We start from the raw sequence: 14349 nt of genomic DNA on the forward strand, positions 1-14349 counted from the left end.
GATGAGGAAAGCCTGGCGATCGACGGCGCGCTTGCCGCGGAAGGCGCGACGCTCGGCCTGCTCGACGCGCTGGAGAAGGCGGGCCCCTTCGGCGCCGGGCATGTCGCGCCGGTTTTCGTGCTGCCGCGCCATCGGCTGGTCGATATCAGGCCGGTCGGCACCAACCATATTCGGGCTGATTTGCAGTCGGAGAGCGGCGGCCGCATCCAGGCGATCGCCTTTCGCGCCGTCGACACCGTGCTTGGCGAATTCCTGTTCAAGAACCGAGGCAAGACCGTGCATGTCGCCGGCTCGCTGTCGGGCAATCACTGGAACGGCAACCGCACGGTGCAGTTTCGCATCATCGATGCTGCGCGGGCATAGCCGCGCGGCGGAAACCGGGCAATTCAGCTGGCCGGTGCATAACGCAGCAACGTCACGCCCTGGGTAAGACTTTCCGTGCCGAGCGGTTTCAGCGTCAGCGACAGGCCGGATTGGAAGTATGGCTTGCCGCCACCCACCACCACAGGATGCATGTAGAGCCGGTATTCATCAATGAGACCGGCTCGTGCCAGGGACGCCGCAAGATCGGCGCCGCCGAGGATGACGAGGCCATCGGCCCGTGCCTTGAGAGACTTTACCGTGTTCTCGGCATCGTCATCCACCAGCCGGGCATTGGCCCCGACTTGCTGAAGCGTGGTCGAGAAGACGATCTTCGGCGTCTCCCGCCATGCACGGGCAAAATCCCGCTCGACCTCGGTGGCGCCGGTCTCGCGCTCAGGGCTGTCCCAGAAGCGCATGGTCTCGTACATGCGCCGTCCCGCGAGCACGGCGGAGGCCTGTCTCATCATGTCGTTGAAATGCTGGTGCAGCTCTGCTTCGGGTACCGGCAAGCCGATGTCCTCGTCCGATCGGGCGATGTAGCCGTCCAACGACGTCAGCATGGAATAGACAATCCTGGCCATCGGCACCTCCGCTTCAATTGGCGCAGATCACCATGACCAATTGCATCTTGCAATCAGTTTGTGCGCAAGCGAATAGAGCTAGATGATCTAGGCGAGAACCGTCTGCAGCCGTGTCAGTTCGCCGATCTGCGCCATCGTCGCCTGGTAACCGAGCTGGATCGCTTCGTCGGCCCGGTGGAATTCGGTCAGGCCGATATGGCTGAGCTTGGGCTGCAGCGACATGTCGGGCGGATCCCCGGCAAGCCTGGCGCGCGAAATGCGGTCCTGGATGATGTTGAAGGCTTCGACCATCACGCCGGTGATGCCCAGACGCGTCTGGTGCGATTGGTGCTGGGCGTTGACCTGGCCGGGCCTTGGGGCGTCCTTTTCGATAACCAGTTCGCCGGCACTGTGCTTGATCACGGCGGCGCGGCCGAACAGGTCGTAGTGCAGGTTGACCGCCACGACGAGCGGCTGCTCGTAGGCGCGGCAGACCGAAACGGGCACCGGATTGACCAGCGCGCCGTCGACCAGCACACGACCATTGCAATCGACCGGCTCGAACACGCCGGGCAGTGCGTAGGATGCGCGCATGGCCGTGATCAGCGAACCGCTCGACAGCCAGATCTCGTGGCCGGTGCGGATTTCCGATGCGACGCAGACAAACGGCTTTGGCAGATCGTCGAAGCGGATACCGGCCACGTGCTCGCGCAGGCGCGCGTCCAGTTTCATGCCGCCGAAGAGGCCGCTGCCGCGCAGGTTGAGATCGAGCAGGCCGAAGATGCGCCGTCTGGTGAGGCTGCGGGCGAACTCTTCCAGCTCATCCAGTTTGCCGGCAAGATAACAGCCGCCGACCAGAGCACCGATCGAGGTACCGGCAATCATCGAAACTTCGATGCCGGCTTCATTGAGCGCGCGCAGCACGCCGATATGCGCCCAGCCTCTGGCGCAACCGCCGCCGAGCGCCAGCGAAATACCTGTTTTCTTGGGGGATTTTGTTTCGGATGCGCCGCCGGTCGAGGACAGGCCGTTGGCCTCCCTGACGTCTGGTCTGCTACGCAATGACGCCCATTCGAGCATCATGATCTCCCTTGTCCCAAAGCTAATATACGGATGGGCCGTATCGAAATGATGAATCTGTGTGGTTGATGTGAGGCAGAAGGTTCAAGCTGATGGCTTCCGATACGTGTTTTCCGCATCGAACAGCGGCTTGCTGCCGTCGTCGGCAAGCGTCCCCTTGCCGTCGATCAGCCCCACCGTCCGATAAAAGCATGAACGTCGGCCAGTGTGACAAGTTGCGTCGTGGCCCAACACTTTCACGCGCAACCACAACGCATCCTGGTCACAATCCGTGAGCATCTCGACGACATGCTGGAAATTGCCAGAGGTTTCGCCCTTCTTCCAGAGCGTGTTGCGCGAGCGCGACCAGTAGTGGGCGATGCCTGTCTCCAGCGTCAGTGCCAGCGCTTGCGCATTCATATGCGCGACCATCAGCAGCATGCCGTCGGCGGCATCGCTGACGACGACGGTGACCAGGCCGTTGGCGTCGAAGCGCGGCGAGAACACCGCGCCTTCTTCCAGGGTCTTCTTGTCTGACGGAGCTTTTGGGAATTCCAGTGCCGACATATCAGGTCTATTTTCCTGTTGACCGTGACGTCGGCAAGGGGCTCACGCCCCGCCGCCGCGCACCATGGTGACAAAACGAACCTGCTCTTCAGGCGTATCCTTGAAGACGCCGGTGAAGGTTGAGGTCAGCGTGGTTGAGCCCTGCTTGCGGATGCCGCGCATGGCCATGCACATGTGCTCGGCCTCGATCATGACGGCGACGCCGCGCGGGTTGAGTACGTCCTGGATGACACCGGCAATCTGCGCGGTCAACGCTTCCTGCGTCTGCAGGCGATGGGCGAAGATATCGACGACGCGGGCGATCTTCGACAAGCCGACCACCTTGCCATCGGGCAGATAGCCGACATGCGCCTTGCCGATGATCGGCACCATGTGATGCTCGCAATGCGAATGGAACTGGATGTCCTTGACGATGACCAGGTCATCGTAGCCGGCGACCTCCTCGAAGGTGCGGCCGAGCTCGTCCGCCGGGCACATGTCGTAGCCGCCGAACATTTCACGGTAGGCCTTGGCCACGCGCTTGGGGGTGTCGATCAAACCCTCGCGATCCGGATTGTCGCCGGTCCAACGTAGCAAGGTGTGCACGGCAGCCTCGACTTCGGCTTCGCTCGGGCGGTCGGTGACCGGCTTTTCCATGTAGGCGGACTGGGGCATGAGCTTCTTGATGACGGCATCCATAAAAGGCGTCTCCCGTAGTTCCTCTCTCAGGAGGAACGAGTTGAACGGACCACGACCTTTCGGTGTCGGAAACTCGCCCCGTTTCCAGCCCCGTAAGCGGCGTGAACTTCCCGGCAAGGACGGTGGCGTTCGCCGCCTTGTCGATACCGGACTGCCAGCATTATATATGGTCGTGCCGAGCGAATGAAAGACGCAACAACGGCAATCGCTGTTCGCTTGGCGGCGACGGATTGGAAAATATGATCAACGACGTCTACAACGCGAAAATTCTCGGTTTTGCCGGAAACATCGCCCGCATCGGCCGGCTCGATCATCCAGACGCGACCGCGAAGGCGCATTCCAAGCTGTGCGGTTCGACCGTTACCGTCGATCTCAAGATGGAGGACGGCGTGGTTACCGACTTCGCCCACGACGTGAAAGCCTGCGCGCTCGGCCAGGCATCGTCCTCGATCATGGCGCAACATGTCGTCGGCGCCAGCGCCGAGGAATTGCGGGCGGTGCGCGAAACCATGCTCAAGATGCTGAAGGAAAACGGCGCGCCGCCGGAAGGCCGCTTCGCCGACCTCAGCTATTTGGAGCCGGTGCGCGACTACAAGGCGCGCCATGCGTCCACCATGCTGACCTTCGACGCGGTGGTCGACGCGATCGGCCAGATCGAGAAGAAGCGCGCCGACGAAGCGGCCTGAGCGTGGGCTTTGGCCTTACGGCGGCGGGCGGGTCCAGCCAGGGCACAGCCGGTTATTCATGCAATAACCTCATGTTCGCCGGCATTCTTGCGGCTTCACTTGTGTCGAGCGGCGGCTCGTGCGGGGCGGAACCAGCGCTCCAGCGCGATATCGGCGACTATCTTCAGAAGGCTATCCAAGCCTGTTGGAGCATGCCTGCCAATACCACAAGCATTGCACGCGTTCGGATCAGCTTGAACAAGGACGGATCGCTCGCCGGCCCGCCAAAAATCGTCGGCCCCGTGACACCGCCACGGGATAAGGTAGCCGAAGCCGCCATTCGGGCAATCACGCGTTGCGCGCCGTTTTCCGGGCTGGCATCCTACGCCGCCCACTATGATTTGTGGCGCGACATCGTCGTCACGTTCAACCCGGCAGACGACCCAGCGGCGTTACATCCTCCCGTGAACGTCAACGACCTCGATAAACGTCTCGAAAAATACAAGGCAAAGTAGCGGATTCTTGCCAGGCAGCGTCTCAGGCCGGCGCTTTCACCGCCTTCCTGCTGTCGGCAAACTCGCCCCTCAGCCAATCGGCGAAGGCCGCGGCCGGTTCGGAGAGATCGTGCAAACTCCTGGCCACCAGCCAATAGGCGCCGGACGCGACATCGATGTCGAACGGCTTGACCAGTACCCCGGTCGCCAATTCTTCGCCAATCTGCAGGAGATCGCCCAGCGCCACCCCATGTCCAAGCAGCGCGGCCTGCTTCGAGAGCGAGGCGTCCGCAAGCATCGGGCCCCGCGCGGGCACCGCATCGGCCGGCACGCCCGCCGCCTCGAACCAGCGCGCCCAACCCTGGCGGTTTTCCTCGTGCAAAAGCGTGAAGCGAGCAAGGTCGGCCGGCTTCTCGAGGGCCGGGCCCGATGAAAGCAGCGCCGGCGACAGAACCGGCGAATCGACCGTTGAAGCCAGCCGTTCGGCCTCGCTACGGGGCCATGACGTCGAGCGCGAGCTGAAACGCAAGGCAAGTTCGGGCTGGTCGCTGCGGAACTCGATCAGCCTTGGGTCGACTTCGAGGGAAACGTCGATGTCGGGCCGCAACTGCCGGAACCGGTTGAGCCTCGGCACCAGCCACACCGCTGCGAGCGAAGGTTCAACGCTGACGCGAACCACGAACTGGGCCGGGCTGGCGGCCAGATCGCCGAGCAGGCGGTCAATTGCATCGAAACTCGTCATCAGTTGAGCAAGCAGCCGGCGGCCCGCATCCGTCAGTTCGACGCGGCGATGGTGCCGTTCGAAAAGCGGTTGGCGCAGGAAGGTTTCGAGTTCGCGGATCTGCCGGCTGATCGCCGCCTGTGAGACGAAAAGCTCCTCGGCGGCCTTGCTGAAGCTCAAATGCCGCCCAGCCGCCTCGAAGCTCCTCAATGCCGTCAGAGGCAGGCGTCCACGCTTCATTTTCGCATAACCCAGGATTATCCGAAGCGGAAATTATACTCGTTTGAAGGCGAAGGCCAGCAGCGGTCTAATCCGGTCAAAGGAGACACGGCCATGGTCCAGTTTCTGAACATCCTTGGCGATGTCATGCGGATCGCGACGTTTCAATGGCGTGACGAAAGACGCGATGCAAGGCATCACGACGAGTGGCCCCACCCTGGCCGGTGGGCACCTCCGGTCGACCGGCAGCCATTTCGCCGTTACCGCCCGTGACGGCGGGGCGAGCGGGATTGCGTTCTCCGGCGCAAGCGCACATCTATCAGCTGGAAACGCGGAGATCGCAGTGGGCGACCAGCACGGGCATGCGCATACAGCCGGAGCGTCGAGGCGCGGCCGCAATTGGCCCGGCCCTTGGCGCAAGACGCCCGGCCGCGTGCTCGGCACCTCGCTCGTGCGGCTTTACCAACTGACGCTGTCCAGCTTTGTCGGCAATTCCTGCCGGCATCTGCCGACCTGTTCGGAATATGCGCATGAGGCAATCGCCCGTCATGGTCTTTGGGCCGGTGGCTGGATGGGGTTGTTCCGCGTGCTGCGCTGCGGTCCATTCGGCACGCACGGCATCGACCTCGTGCCGGAGGTTCTGGCGCCCCGTTATGCCTGGTTCATGCCATGGCGGTACTGGGGGATCGGCCGTAAGCGAGGCGAAGCGCAGGGATGAGGAAGCTGCTCACGCGGCGCCAGCCGCGCCGGTTTACGATCCGGTAGGGTTAACGCTCGCCTGCACAACAACTGCGCATTTGAGACAAAATCGAGACAAGAGCCCTCGCTAAGCCCGCTCGCGAACCCCTCCTGGAGCGAGCATCCCATGCGCAACATCGACCGTCTTCCCTTCATCTTTGCCGGAATCCTGTTCCTGCTTGCCTGGCTGTTGGGATTTCCGATGCGTGCTCAATCGGCGCCGCTCGCGGATGTGCATTGTACGCTCATCGCCGACGCCCAGAGCGGCAAGACGCTTTACCAGGATGGTACCTGCGACCAGCGCTTCAGCCCGGCATCGACGTTCAAGGTGCCGCTTTCGCTGATCGGCTACGACGCAGGCATCCTCACCGATCAACACACTCCGGCATGGGACTACAACCCTGAGTTCAAGGCGGTGAAGCGCGACCAGAAAACCGTCGATCCGACGATCTGGGAACGTGATTCCATCATCTGGTTCTCACGCGAGATCACCCGCAGGCTTGGAGCCGAGAAATTTGCCGGCTATGTATCGAAGCTCAACTACGGCAACGGCGACGTTTCCGGCAAACCCGGCAAGGATGACGGACTGACCCATTCCTGGGTGAACTCCTCGCTCGAGATCACGCCGGTCGAACAGGTCGCCTTCCTGCGGCAACTGCTCGCCGGCACGATGCCAGTGTCGGCCAAGGCGCATGAAATGACACGGGCCATCATACCGAGCTTCAAGGCCGGCGATTGGGCCGTTCAGGGCAAGACCGGCAGCACCAGGCTCGGCGAGGGCGGCAAGGACAAGCGCTCGCTCGGCTGGTTTGTCGGCTGGGCGCGGAAAGATGGCCGCCAGATCGTGTTCGCCCGGCTCGTCGTCGATGCGAAGCGGACCGACATGCCGAAGGGGTTGGCGACACGGGCCGCGTTCCTGAAGGACCTGCCGCAGCTGGTGAAATGAGTTTGATTTCCACGCAATTCCCAAGGGGAAGCGCTACGCGCTTCTCCCGGGAGAACGCAGCACGCTTTTCCTGGATTTGCTTAAGCGCTTCGGCGGGCGCGGATGATGTGGCCGCCGGAATTGCTCGTCATTGCCTTCGGTGCTCCGGAAAAGCGAGCGGCGATATCGCCGCTCTTGAGATCTTCGATCTCGTCGAAGCCGAGTTCAGTCAGGGATTTCGCCAGCTCTGCCGGAACAAAGAAGCTGATCCAAGGCTCCCCGACAGACGCGACGCGCGCCGCATGGAAGGCCTGGGCCGCCTGTCCCGCCGCATCGCGGTTCTCGGTCGGCTCGCTGTAGTCGAACACGACCTCCGAGCCGGGGATACCGGCTATCCAGGACAATGTGTTGAAGATCGCTTCCTTCGTCAGGTAGGGTACGACCCCCAGCCAGATGAAGAAGGCCGGCGCGGTCGACTGCAAACCGGCCTCGGCCAGTTCCGCAGACAGGCTTTGCCGCTCGAAATCGACCGGCACGAATCTGGTGGCGGCTGGCTCGGCAAGACCGCTATCGGCAATGCATTTGCGTTTCCAGGCTTGCGTGGCCGGGTGATCGACTTCGAACACGCTGAGGTCCGGATACGGATTGCGCAGCGAAAACGTATCGAGGCCGGCGCCAAGTACGACGAGTTGGCGGACACCGCGACGCACTGCCGCCGCCAGCCAGTCCTCGGCGAAGCGGGCGCGCGCTGCCACGAACAGGCGCATGCGCAGGCGGCGCTCGTCTTCCTGCTCAAGCTCCTGCGCCGCGGGAGCGGCTTCACCCAGAATCGCGATCGCGTAGGCATCGCGAAACAACCCTGCCTGCGGTGAAAATTGATGCAGAGCCCTCATGCGGGCGACGCCAAGGGCGGTTCGGCTGGGTGTTGCGTTTTCCATATCGACAATTCCAGACGATTGCGGGGATGTGCGCAAGCCTGGGCGACGTGTCTGCGACATCTCTGCCGACATTTCCTGACGGCCGGGCCAGTCAGCACTCTTTACCTGGCCCGGCACTGCCTCTAAAACCCGCGCGCTGCCGTTTGTCCATGTGATTGGCGCTTCCGGCTTTATCTTGTGCATGTCGTAATCCAGGTCCGCCATACATTTTTGGGCGACATGCATTTCAACCACCCGCGCTCGTTTGCGGGACTGGATAGGAGAACCATATGCTGAATTCCGTTTCCCTGACATTTCCCGATGGCTCCGTCCGCGACTATGACGCGGCAATGACCGGTGCCGGCCTTGCCGAGTCGATCTCCAAGTCGCTGGCCAAGAAGGCCGTGGCCTATGCCATCGACGGCACCGTGCGCGACCTCAGTGATCCCGTGGGCAAATCCGGCAAGGTCGAGATCATCACCCGCGAAGACCCGCGTGCGCTGGAACTCATCCGCCATGACACCGCGCATGTGCTGGCAGAAGCCGTGCAGGAATTGTGGCCGGGCACGCAGGTGACCATCGGGCCGGTGATCGAGAACGGATTCTATTACGACTTTGCCCGCAACGAGCCGTTCACCCCGGACGATTTCCCGGTGATCGAGAAGAAGATGCGCGAGATCATCGCGCGCAACAAGCCGTTCACCAAAGAGGTCTGGTCGCGCGACAGGGCAAAAAAGGTCTTTGCCGACAAGGGCGAGCGCTACAAGCTCGAACTGATCGACGCCATTCCCGAGGATCAGGATCTCAAGATCTATGCGCAGGGCGACTGGTTCGACCTTTGCCGTGGTCCGCACATGGCCTCGACCGGCCAGATCGGCAACGCCTTCAAGCTGATGAAGGTGGCCGGCGCCTATTGGCGCGGCGATTCGAACAACCCGATGCTGACACGCATCTATGGCACGGCCTGGGCCGACCAGGCGCAGCTCGAGGCCTACCAGACGATGCTGGAGGAGGCCGAGAAGCGCGACCACCGCAAGCTTGGCCGCGAAATGGACCTGTTCCATTTCCAGGAAGAGGGGCCGGGCGTGGTTTTCTGGCACGCCAAGGGCTGGAAGATGTTCCAGAACCTGGTCAACTACATGCGTCGCCGCCTCGACGAGCAGGGCTATCAGGAGGTCAATGCCCCCCAGGTACTCGACAAGAGCCTGTGGGAGACGTCGGGCCACTGGGGCTGGTACCGCGACGCCATGTTCAAGGTGACGGTCGCCGGCGATGAAACCGACGATGACCGTGTCTTCGCGCTGAAGCCGATGAACTGCCCGGGTCACGTGCAGATTTTCAAGCATGGGTTGAAGTCATACCGGGATCTACCCGTAAAACTTGCGGAATTCGGCAATGTGCATCGCTACGAGCCATCGGGCGCGCTGCACGGGCTGATGCGCGTGCGCGGCTTCACACAGGACGATGCGCATATCTTCTGCACCGAGGAACAGTTGGCTTCCGAGTGCTTGCGCATCAACGACCTGATCCTGTCGACCTACGCCGATTTCGGTTTCGACGAAATCAGCGTCAAGCTGTCGACGCGGCCGGACAAGCGCGTCGGCACCGACGAGGCATGGGATCATGCCGAGGCGATCATGGGCAGCGTGCTGGAAACGATCAGGACGCGCTCCGGCAATCGGATCAAGACCTCGATCAATCCGGGCGAGGGCGCCTTCTACGGGCCGAAGTTCGAATATGTGCTGAAGGATGCGATCGGCCGCGAATGGCAATGCGGCACGACGCAGGTCGACTTCAACCTGCCGGAGCGTTTTGGCGCCTTCTACATCGGCTCGGATTCCGAGAAGAAGCAGCCTGTCATGGTGCATCGCGCCATCTGCGGCTCGATGGAGCGGTTCCTCGGCATCCTGATCGAGAACTATTCCGGCCATTTCCCGCTGTGGTTCGCACCGCTGCAGGTGGTGGTGGCGACCATCACGTCGGACGCCGACAGCTATGCGAACGAGGTCGTGGCGAAGCTGAAAGCCGCCGGGCTGTTGGCGGAAGCCGATCTGCGCAACGAGAAGATCAACTACAAGGTCCGTGAGCACAGCCTGGCCAAGGTGCCGGTCATCCTCGTCTGCGGCAAGCGCGAGGCGGAGGAGCAGACCGTCAATATCCGCCGGCTCGGTTCGCGCGACCAGGAATCGCTTGGCCTTGCCGAAGCGATCGAACGGCTGACCGAAGAAGCGGTCACACCTGATCGCCGACGCAAGCGCGCTGCTTGATTCGGACTGTTTTCGATCGAATGGCGGTGGAGCGATCCACCGCCATTTTCATATCCCTGTCACGGCGATGTTGTACCGGAACGCTATGCTCAAGCTGAAATCGCGCGAACGACCATTTCCCGAGCTTTCCTATGCCAACCCGCACCAGCCGGCTCTGGCGCGCTGGTTCATTCATTCGGTGGAAGGCCTTTCGGGCCGCGACCGGTTCGCAGCGCTCTATGAATTCTGGCGCCATCAGGTTGTGCCGACCGGTGAGCGTGTGTTCAGCCGCATGCTGGACCTCATCGATGTAGGCGTGCGAACGCCCGACCAATGGCCGCCCGCGCAATTGCCCGACACGCCGCTGGTGATCATTGCCAACCATCCCTTCGGCATTGGCGACGGCATCGCCGTGCTGTCACTGGCAGAGCAACTCGGGCGACCTTTTCGAGTGATGATCCACAAGGATCTGCTCAGGATTCGCGAGATGGGGCCCTATTCGCTGCCAATCGACTTTTCCGAGACCAAGGAAGCTGTGAAGAACAACATGGCGGTGCGCCATGAAGCGGTTCGGCTGCTCAAGGAAGGTGTCACCATCGTGGTGTTTCCGGCCGGCGGCGTCGCCACCGCGCCAAAGGGTTTTGGCCGGGCGCGCGACCTGCCATGGAAGATGTTTCCGGCCCGTCTCGTCCAGGAAGCCAAGGCATCGGTCATTCCCATGCATTTCTCCGGGCAGAACGGCAGGCTTTTCCATCTGGTCAGCGGGCCGATGAACATGGCCGAGCGCGACGGGCGTGTGGCCAAATTCGTCGGCAAGGCCTCGCTGACCTTGCGCACCTCGCTGCTCATCCGTGAATTCGCGCGGTTGTCCGGCAAGGCGATCGAGGTGCGCGTCGGCGATGTACTCAGCTGGAGCGATCTGGAGCCGTTGCGCGACCGCAAAGCGTTGCTCGATCGCCTTTATCGCGGCGTGTTCGACCTGGCGCCAGAGCTGCCGCGTCGGCGCATTCCTTTCCTGCCGGCTCGAACGAAACTGGCGGCCTGAAAGGGCATCTCCGGCGAAAACGAGATCGCCTCCAATGCGCCGTCTCTTTGCTTTTACGCAATTCCGGACGCGAAACCGCTTCGCACCTTTGCTGGAATTGCTTCAGTCCGCGCCTTCTTCCGGATCCATGGCCGCTGCTTCGGTGGCGAGAACCTCGATCTCCTGGTTCTGCCCGCCCACGACCGTGAAATCCTTCTGATAGATACGGTCGCGGTTCTTGGCGATGATGGTGTAGTCGCCTTCCGCAAGCACCATCGAGGCGAAAGCGCCGACGGTTTCCTTGATCGGATCGCCGGATTCGTTGAGCAGTGACCAGGATGTGTCGGCGATCGCTTCGCCGCCCGCTTCGCGCACCAGCTTCATCGTGATTTCGGCCGCGTGATGCTCGACGGTGGCTTCGGTCAGCTTGCCGGCCTCGACGCGGATGTCGGAGCGGATGACGGCATTGACCGCGCCATAGGTCGAGACGACGTGGTAGATGCCGGCATTGAGCCGCACGACACTGTTGGGTTCGACATCGGGGATGATCAGCGCGCGGTCGCCATTGGCCTCGGCGGTGCCCTCATAGATCGAGAAGCGCAGTTTTTTCGGCGGAATGCGCACGCCTCCGGACAGGACCGCGTCGAGCTTCAGGCCGCCGGCATCGAGCACCAGGCTTTCTCGCTTGGCTTCCTTGCCGACGGTGATGCGCTTGGTGGCGCCGGCGCGGCCATAAGAGGCGTGGACCAGATAGCTGCCGGGTTCGAGCTGAAAGACGGCGCTGCCGCCATGCGCGGAGGCGACCATCGGCAATTTGCCGTTGACGGCTTCAGGCTTGAAGACGCGCCAGACGAGACCGCGGGTGATGTCGGTGCCCTTGTCGGTCAACTGGGCCGACAGGGTGATGGCGCCACCGCCGCCAAGCGCCAGCGGGGTCCCGCTCTTGGGCGTCGCATAGCTCGAAATTCCGGGAAGTTTCAGGTCGCCAACGCCATCCTTTTCCTGCGCGACAGCCATGGAGACCGGCAGCAGGAACAGCGCGGCGCAGAGCCGGACCAGGAAAAGACGCAGTCGCCCCTCAAACATGCCTTGCGTTGAAGCCCATGGCGGTGGCAATTTCAAGGCTTAAGAGTCCGATCCGTGACTCTTCAGCCCGGCGCTAGCGCGCCTTTGCCCGAGCCGCCCGAATTCCCGATGGTGCGCTTCAGCTCAAAACAGAATGTCCAGGAGACTTGCGCCCATGGCGTCGCCGATCATCGACTTCCTGCTGACCCGAAATTCAGCGCCGATTCCCGATCTCAAGGAGCCTGCGCCCAGCGACGCCGATATCGCCACGATGATTGCCGCCGCCACACGCGTGCCCGACCATGGACGGCTTGAACCCTGGCGCTTCATCCTCTATCGCGGCGAGGCCCGCATCGAGATCGGCAGACAACTGGCGGCGCTGGCTGAACAACGTGAAGGACCGTTGACGGAAGGCCGCCGCAACCAGGAACTGGCGCGGTTCTCGCGCGCGCCGCTGGTGATCGGTGTCGTGTCAATTCCCAGGGAGAACCCGAAAATCCCGCAATGGGAGATGTTCCTGTCCGGAGGCATGGCGGCGCTGAATCTGATGATATCTGCCAATGCGCTTGGCTACGGCACCAACATGATCAGCAACTGGTATTCCGACGTGCCGGAGGGCAGGGCGATCCTCGGACTGGCGCCGCAGGAGCGAGTCGTTGGTTTCATCCATATCGGCTCTTATGCGGGTCCGGCGCCGGAGCGGCCACGGCCCGATCCGGCCAAGCTCTATGCCGATTACGCCGGACCTTGGGCGGACTGATGTTCTACGAGCCGTCCAAGGGGCACGGACTGCCGCATGATCCTTCGAAGGCGATCGTGGCGCCGCGTCCGATCGGCTGGATATCGACGCTGAACAAGGCCGGCGAGGTCAATCTCGCGCCATACTCCTTCTTCAACGCCGTCTCGACCCGGCCTTTCATCGTCTGGTTTTCCTCCGAGGGCGAGAAGGACAGCGCCTCGTTCGCGCAGGAAACCGGCGAGTTCGTCGCCAATCTGGTCAGCCGCGACCTTGCGGAGAAGATGAATTACACGTCCGTCGCCGCGCCGCGCGGGGTCAACGAGTTCGTCTATGCCGATCTCGCCATGGCGCCGTCGCGTCTCGTCAGGCCGCCGCGCGTGGCGGCGGCACCCGCGGCGCTCGAATGCCGGGTGACGGAAGTGTTTCGCCCAAAGGCGCTCGACGGATCGCCGACGAGCGCCGTCGTCGTCGCAGGTGAAGTGATCGGCGTGCACATCGACGATGCCTTCCTGAAGGATGGCCTGTTCGACATCACCAAGGCCGGCAATGTCGCTCGTCTCGGCTATATGGACTATGCCAGCGTCGACGAGGTCTTTTCGATGCGCCGACCGCGCTGGGAACAAAAGTAGCTGTCAGACGTGTATACCGGCCGCCCTTGCGCGCGCCAGAAGCCGTTCGGCCAGCCGCAGATGCGGGCGGTCGAACATCTTGCCGTCGATGCCGACGACGCCGGGATTTCCCGCTGCCTCGAACGCCGCAACGATGGCCGCCGACTGTTTCACCGCCGCGGCCGAGGGCGTGAAGGCGGTGTTGATGACGGGCACCTGATCCGGGTGGATCGCCATCTTGCCGGTGAAGCCGTCGCGTTCGGCCTCGGTGCATTCCACGGCGAAGGCCGCCATGTCGCGAAAATTCGGAAACACGGTGTCGATCGCGGCGACCTCCGCGGCCCCGGCCGCGAGGATGGTTGTCAGGCGGGCGTGACGGAAGAGGTCGGTGTAGTGGCCGCGCTCGTCGCGGGCCGCACGCGCGCCGACCGCGGCCGACAGGTCTTCCGCGCCCCAGGTCAGGCCGGCAAGCCGCACGCTTGCGCCGGCATAGGTCGCGGCCGCCAGCAGGCCCGCCGGAGTTTCGGTGATGATCGGCAGGATTTTTATCGAACCGTCGGGCAGATCGTTCTCGGCCTCGCGAACCCTGAGCTTGGCTGCGAGCTGCTGCATATCCTGGCCGCTGTTCGATTTTGGCAGCATGATGCCGTCCGGCCTTGCCGGAACGAGCTTGGCAAGATCATCGTCCGTCAGCCCGGTCGAGAGGTCATTGACCCTGACATAGATCGCCGGGTTGGTTTGCCCCCTGCGTTCGAGGATGA

At 62.7% G+C, this 14349-nt stretch carries 16 protein-coding genes and 1 pseudogene; 9 read left to right on the forward strand and 8 right to left on the reverse strand.

Features of this window, described 5'->3' with window-relative positions; genetic code table 11:
- Positions 1–363 (forward strand): annotated as a pseudogene (locus tag EOA36_RS10240) (single-stranded-DNA-specific exonuclease RecJ); the annotation flags it as partial.
- Positions 364–386: 23 nt separating this feature from the next.
- Here the strand turns inward: EOA36_RS10240 and EOA36_RS10245 are convergent.
- The 4 genes from EOA36_RS10245 to folE form a co-directional block, all read right to left on the reverse strand.
- Entirely contained in the window at positions 387–944 is a 558-nt protein-coding gene (locus EOA36_RS10245; protein WP_127277416.1) for a dihydrofolate reductase family protein, read from the reverse strand.
- Between the two features lie 87 nt (positions 945–1031).
- Positions 1032–2003: a patatin family protein gene (locus EOA36_RS10250; RefSeq protein ID WP_127277419.1), complete on the reverse strand. Its 972-nt coding sequence runs from the start codon at positions 2001–2003 to the stop codon at positions 1032–1034.
- Between the two features lie 84 nt (positions 2004–2087).
- Positions 2088–2549: a phosphoribosyl-AMP cyclohydrolase gene (gene hisI / locus EOA36_RS10255; protein ID WP_127277422.1), complete on the reverse strand. Its 462-nt coding sequence runs from the start codon at positions 2547–2549 to the stop codon at positions 2088–2090.
- Positions 2550–2591: 42 nt separating this feature from the next.
- On the reverse strand, positions 2592–3227 hold the full coding sequence (gene folE / locus EOA36_RS10260; RefSeq protein WP_127277424.1) for a GTP cyclohydrolase I FolE: 636 nt from the start codon (positions 3225–3227) through the stop codon (positions 2592–2594).
- Between the two features lie 239 nt (positions 3228–3466).
- On the opposite strand from folE, the gene EOA36_RS10265 reads away from it, so the two are divergent.
- Together EOA36_RS10265 and EOA36_RS10270 are read left to right on the forward strand one after the other, a co-directional pair.
- Positions 3467–3913, forward strand: coding sequence for an iron-sulfur cluster assembly scaffold protein (locus tag EOA36_RS10265; protein WP_127277427.1), 447 nt, complete (start codon positions 3467–3469; stop codon positions 3911–3913).
- Between the two features lie 71 nt (positions 3914–3984).
- Complete coding sequence (locus tag EOA36_RS10270) at positions 3985–4407, forward strand: cell envelope integrity protein TolA (RefSeq protein WP_127277430.1); 423 nt, start codon at positions 3985–3987, stop codon at positions 4405–4407.
- Between the two features lie 22 nt (positions 4408–4429).
- Here the strand turns inward: EOA36_RS10270 and EOA36_RS10275 are convergent, their stop codons facing one another.
- A complete protein-coding gene (locus EOA36_RS10275) occupies positions 4430–5347 on the reverse strand; it encodes a LysR substrate-binding domain-containing protein (protein ID WP_127277433.1) in 918 nt (305 codons plus the stop codon).
- A gap of 322 nt (positions 5348–5669) precedes the next feature.
- Between EOA36_RS10275 and yidD the strand changes: the two genes are divergently transcribed.
- Both yidD and blaOXA read left to right on the forward strand, forming a co-directional pair.
- Positions 5670–6044 carry a membrane protein insertion efficiency factor YidD gene (yidD, locus tag EOA36_RS10280; protein WP_127277435.1) on the forward strand — a complete coding sequence of 125 codons (375 nt, stop codon included), beginning with the start codon at positions 5670–5672 and terminating at the stop codon, positions 6042–6044.
- Positions 6045–6191: 147 nt separating this feature from the next.
- Positions 6192–7010 (forward strand): class D beta-lactamase, encoded by an 819-nt coding sequence (gene blaOXA / locus EOA36_RS10285; RefSeq protein WP_127277437.1) that lies wholly within the window; start codon positions 6192–6194, stop codon positions 7008–7010.
- 80 nt (positions 7011–7090) lie between these two features.
- Here blaOXA and EOA36_RS10290 read toward each other — a convergent pair whose 3' ends face one another.
- Entirely contained in the window at positions 7091–8152 is a 1062-nt protein-coding gene (locus tag EOA36_RS10290) for a class I SAM-dependent methyltransferase (RefSeq protein ID WP_245464310.1), read from the reverse strand.
- Between the two features lie 44 nt (positions 8153–8196).
- On the opposite strand from EOA36_RS10290, the gene thrS reads away from it, so the two are divergent.
- Positions 8197–10173 (forward strand): threonine--tRNA ligase, encoded by a 1977-nt coding sequence (gene thrS / locus EOA36_RS10295; RefSeq protein WP_127277439.1) that lies wholly within the window; start codon positions 8197–8199, stop codon positions 10171–10173.
- Between the two features lie 85 nt (positions 10174–10258).
- Entirely contained in the window at positions 10259–11197 is a 939-nt protein-coding gene (locus EOA36_RS10300) for a GNAT family N-acetyltransferase (RefSeq protein ID WP_127277441.1), read from the forward strand.
- Between the two features lie 102 nt (positions 11198–11299).
- Here EOA36_RS10300 and EOA36_RS10305 read toward each other — a convergent pair whose 3' ends face one another.
- On the reverse strand, positions 11300–12262 hold the full coding sequence (locus EOA36_RS10305) for a hypothetical protein (protein WP_127277443.1): 963 nt from the start codon (positions 12260–12262) through the stop codon (positions 11300–11302).
- A gap of 154 nt (positions 12263–12416) precedes the next feature.
- Here EOA36_RS10305 and EOA36_RS10310 point away from each other — a divergent pair, with 154 nt between their 5' ends.
- Together EOA36_RS10310 and EOA36_RS10315 are read left to right on the forward strand one after the other, a co-directional pair.
- Entirely contained in the window at positions 12417–13001 is a 585-nt protein-coding gene (locus tag EOA36_RS10310) for a nitroreductase (RefSeq protein WP_127277445.1), read from the forward strand.
- Positions 13001–13609 carry a flavin reductase family protein gene (locus EOA36_RS10315; protein WP_127277448.1) on the forward strand — a complete coding sequence of 203 codons (609 nt, stop codon included), beginning with the start codon at positions 13001–13003 and terminating at the stop codon, positions 13607–13609. The genes EOA36_RS10310 and EOA36_RS10315 overlap by 1 nt, the downstream gene beginning before the upstream one ends.
- Positions 13610–13612: 3 nt before the next feature.
- Here EOA36_RS10315 and EOA36_RS10320 read toward each other — a convergent pair.
- Positions 13613–14349: CoA ester lyase (locus EOA36_RS10320; RefSeq protein WP_145969142.1), on the reverse strand; the 737-nt coding region annotated here is incomplete at its 5' end.

It is taken from the genome of Mesorhizobium sp. M8A.F.Ca.ET.021.01.1.1 (assembly GCF_003998025.1).
Taxonomy (GTDB): Bacteria; Pseudomonadota; Alphaproteobacteria; order Rhizobiales; family Rhizobiaceae; genus Mesorhizobium.

Coding starts and splice junctions, on each gene's coding strand:
- EOA36_RS10315 (WP_127277448.1), top strand. CDS start 13,001: ATGTTCTACGAGCCGTCCAAGGGGCACGGACTGCCGCATGATCCTTCG.
- thrS (WP_127277439.1), top strand. CDS start 8,197: ATGCTGAATTCCGTTTCCCTGACATTTCCCGATGGCTCCGTCCGCGAC.
- EOA36_RS10290 (WP_245464310.1), bottom strand. CDS start 8,152: ATGCATGTCGCCCAAAAATGTATGGCGGACCTGGATTACGACATGCAC.
- EOA36_RS10270 (WP_127277430.1), top strand. CDS start 3,985: ATGTTCGCCGGCATTCTTGCGGCTTCACTTGTGTCGAGCGGCGGCTCG.
- EOA36_RS10265 (WP_127277427.1), top strand. CDS start 3,467: ATGATCAACGACGTCTACAACGCGAAAATTCTCGGTTTTGCCGGAAAC.
- EOA36_RS10305 (WP_127277443.1), bottom strand. CDS start 12,262: ATGTTTGAGGGGCGACTGCGTCTTTTCCTGGTCCGGCTCTGCGCCGCG.
- EOA36_RS10245 (WP_127277416.1), bottom strand. CDS start 944: ATGGCCAGGATTGTCTATTCCATGCTGACGTCGTTGGACGGCTACATC.
- hisI (WP_127277422.1), bottom strand. CDS start 2,549: ATGTCGGCACTGGAATTCCCAAAAGCTCCGTCAGACAAGAAGACCCTG.
- EOA36_RS10310 (WP_127277445.1), top strand. CDS start 12,417: ATGGCGTCGCCGATCATCGACTTCCTGCTGACCCGAAATTCAGCGCCG.
- EOA36_RS10250 (WP_127277419.1), bottom strand. CDS start 2,003: ATGCTCGAATGGGCGTCATTGCGTAGCAGACCAGACGTCAGGGAGGCC.
- EOA36_RS10275 (WP_127277433.1), bottom strand. CDS start 5,347: ATGAAGCGTGGACGCCTGCCTCTGACGGCATTGAGGAGCTTCGAGGCG.
- blaOXA (WP_127277437.1), top strand. CDS start 6,192: ATGCGCAACATCGACCGTCTTCCCTTCATCTTTGCCGGAATCCTGTTC.
- folE (WP_127277424.1), bottom strand. CDS start 3,227: ATGGATGCCGTCATCAAGAAGCTCATGCCCCAGTCCGCCTACATGGAA.
- EOA36_RS10300 (WP_127277441.1), top strand. CDS start 10,259: ATGCTCAAGCTGAAATCGCGCGAACGACCATTTCCCGAGCTTTCCTAT.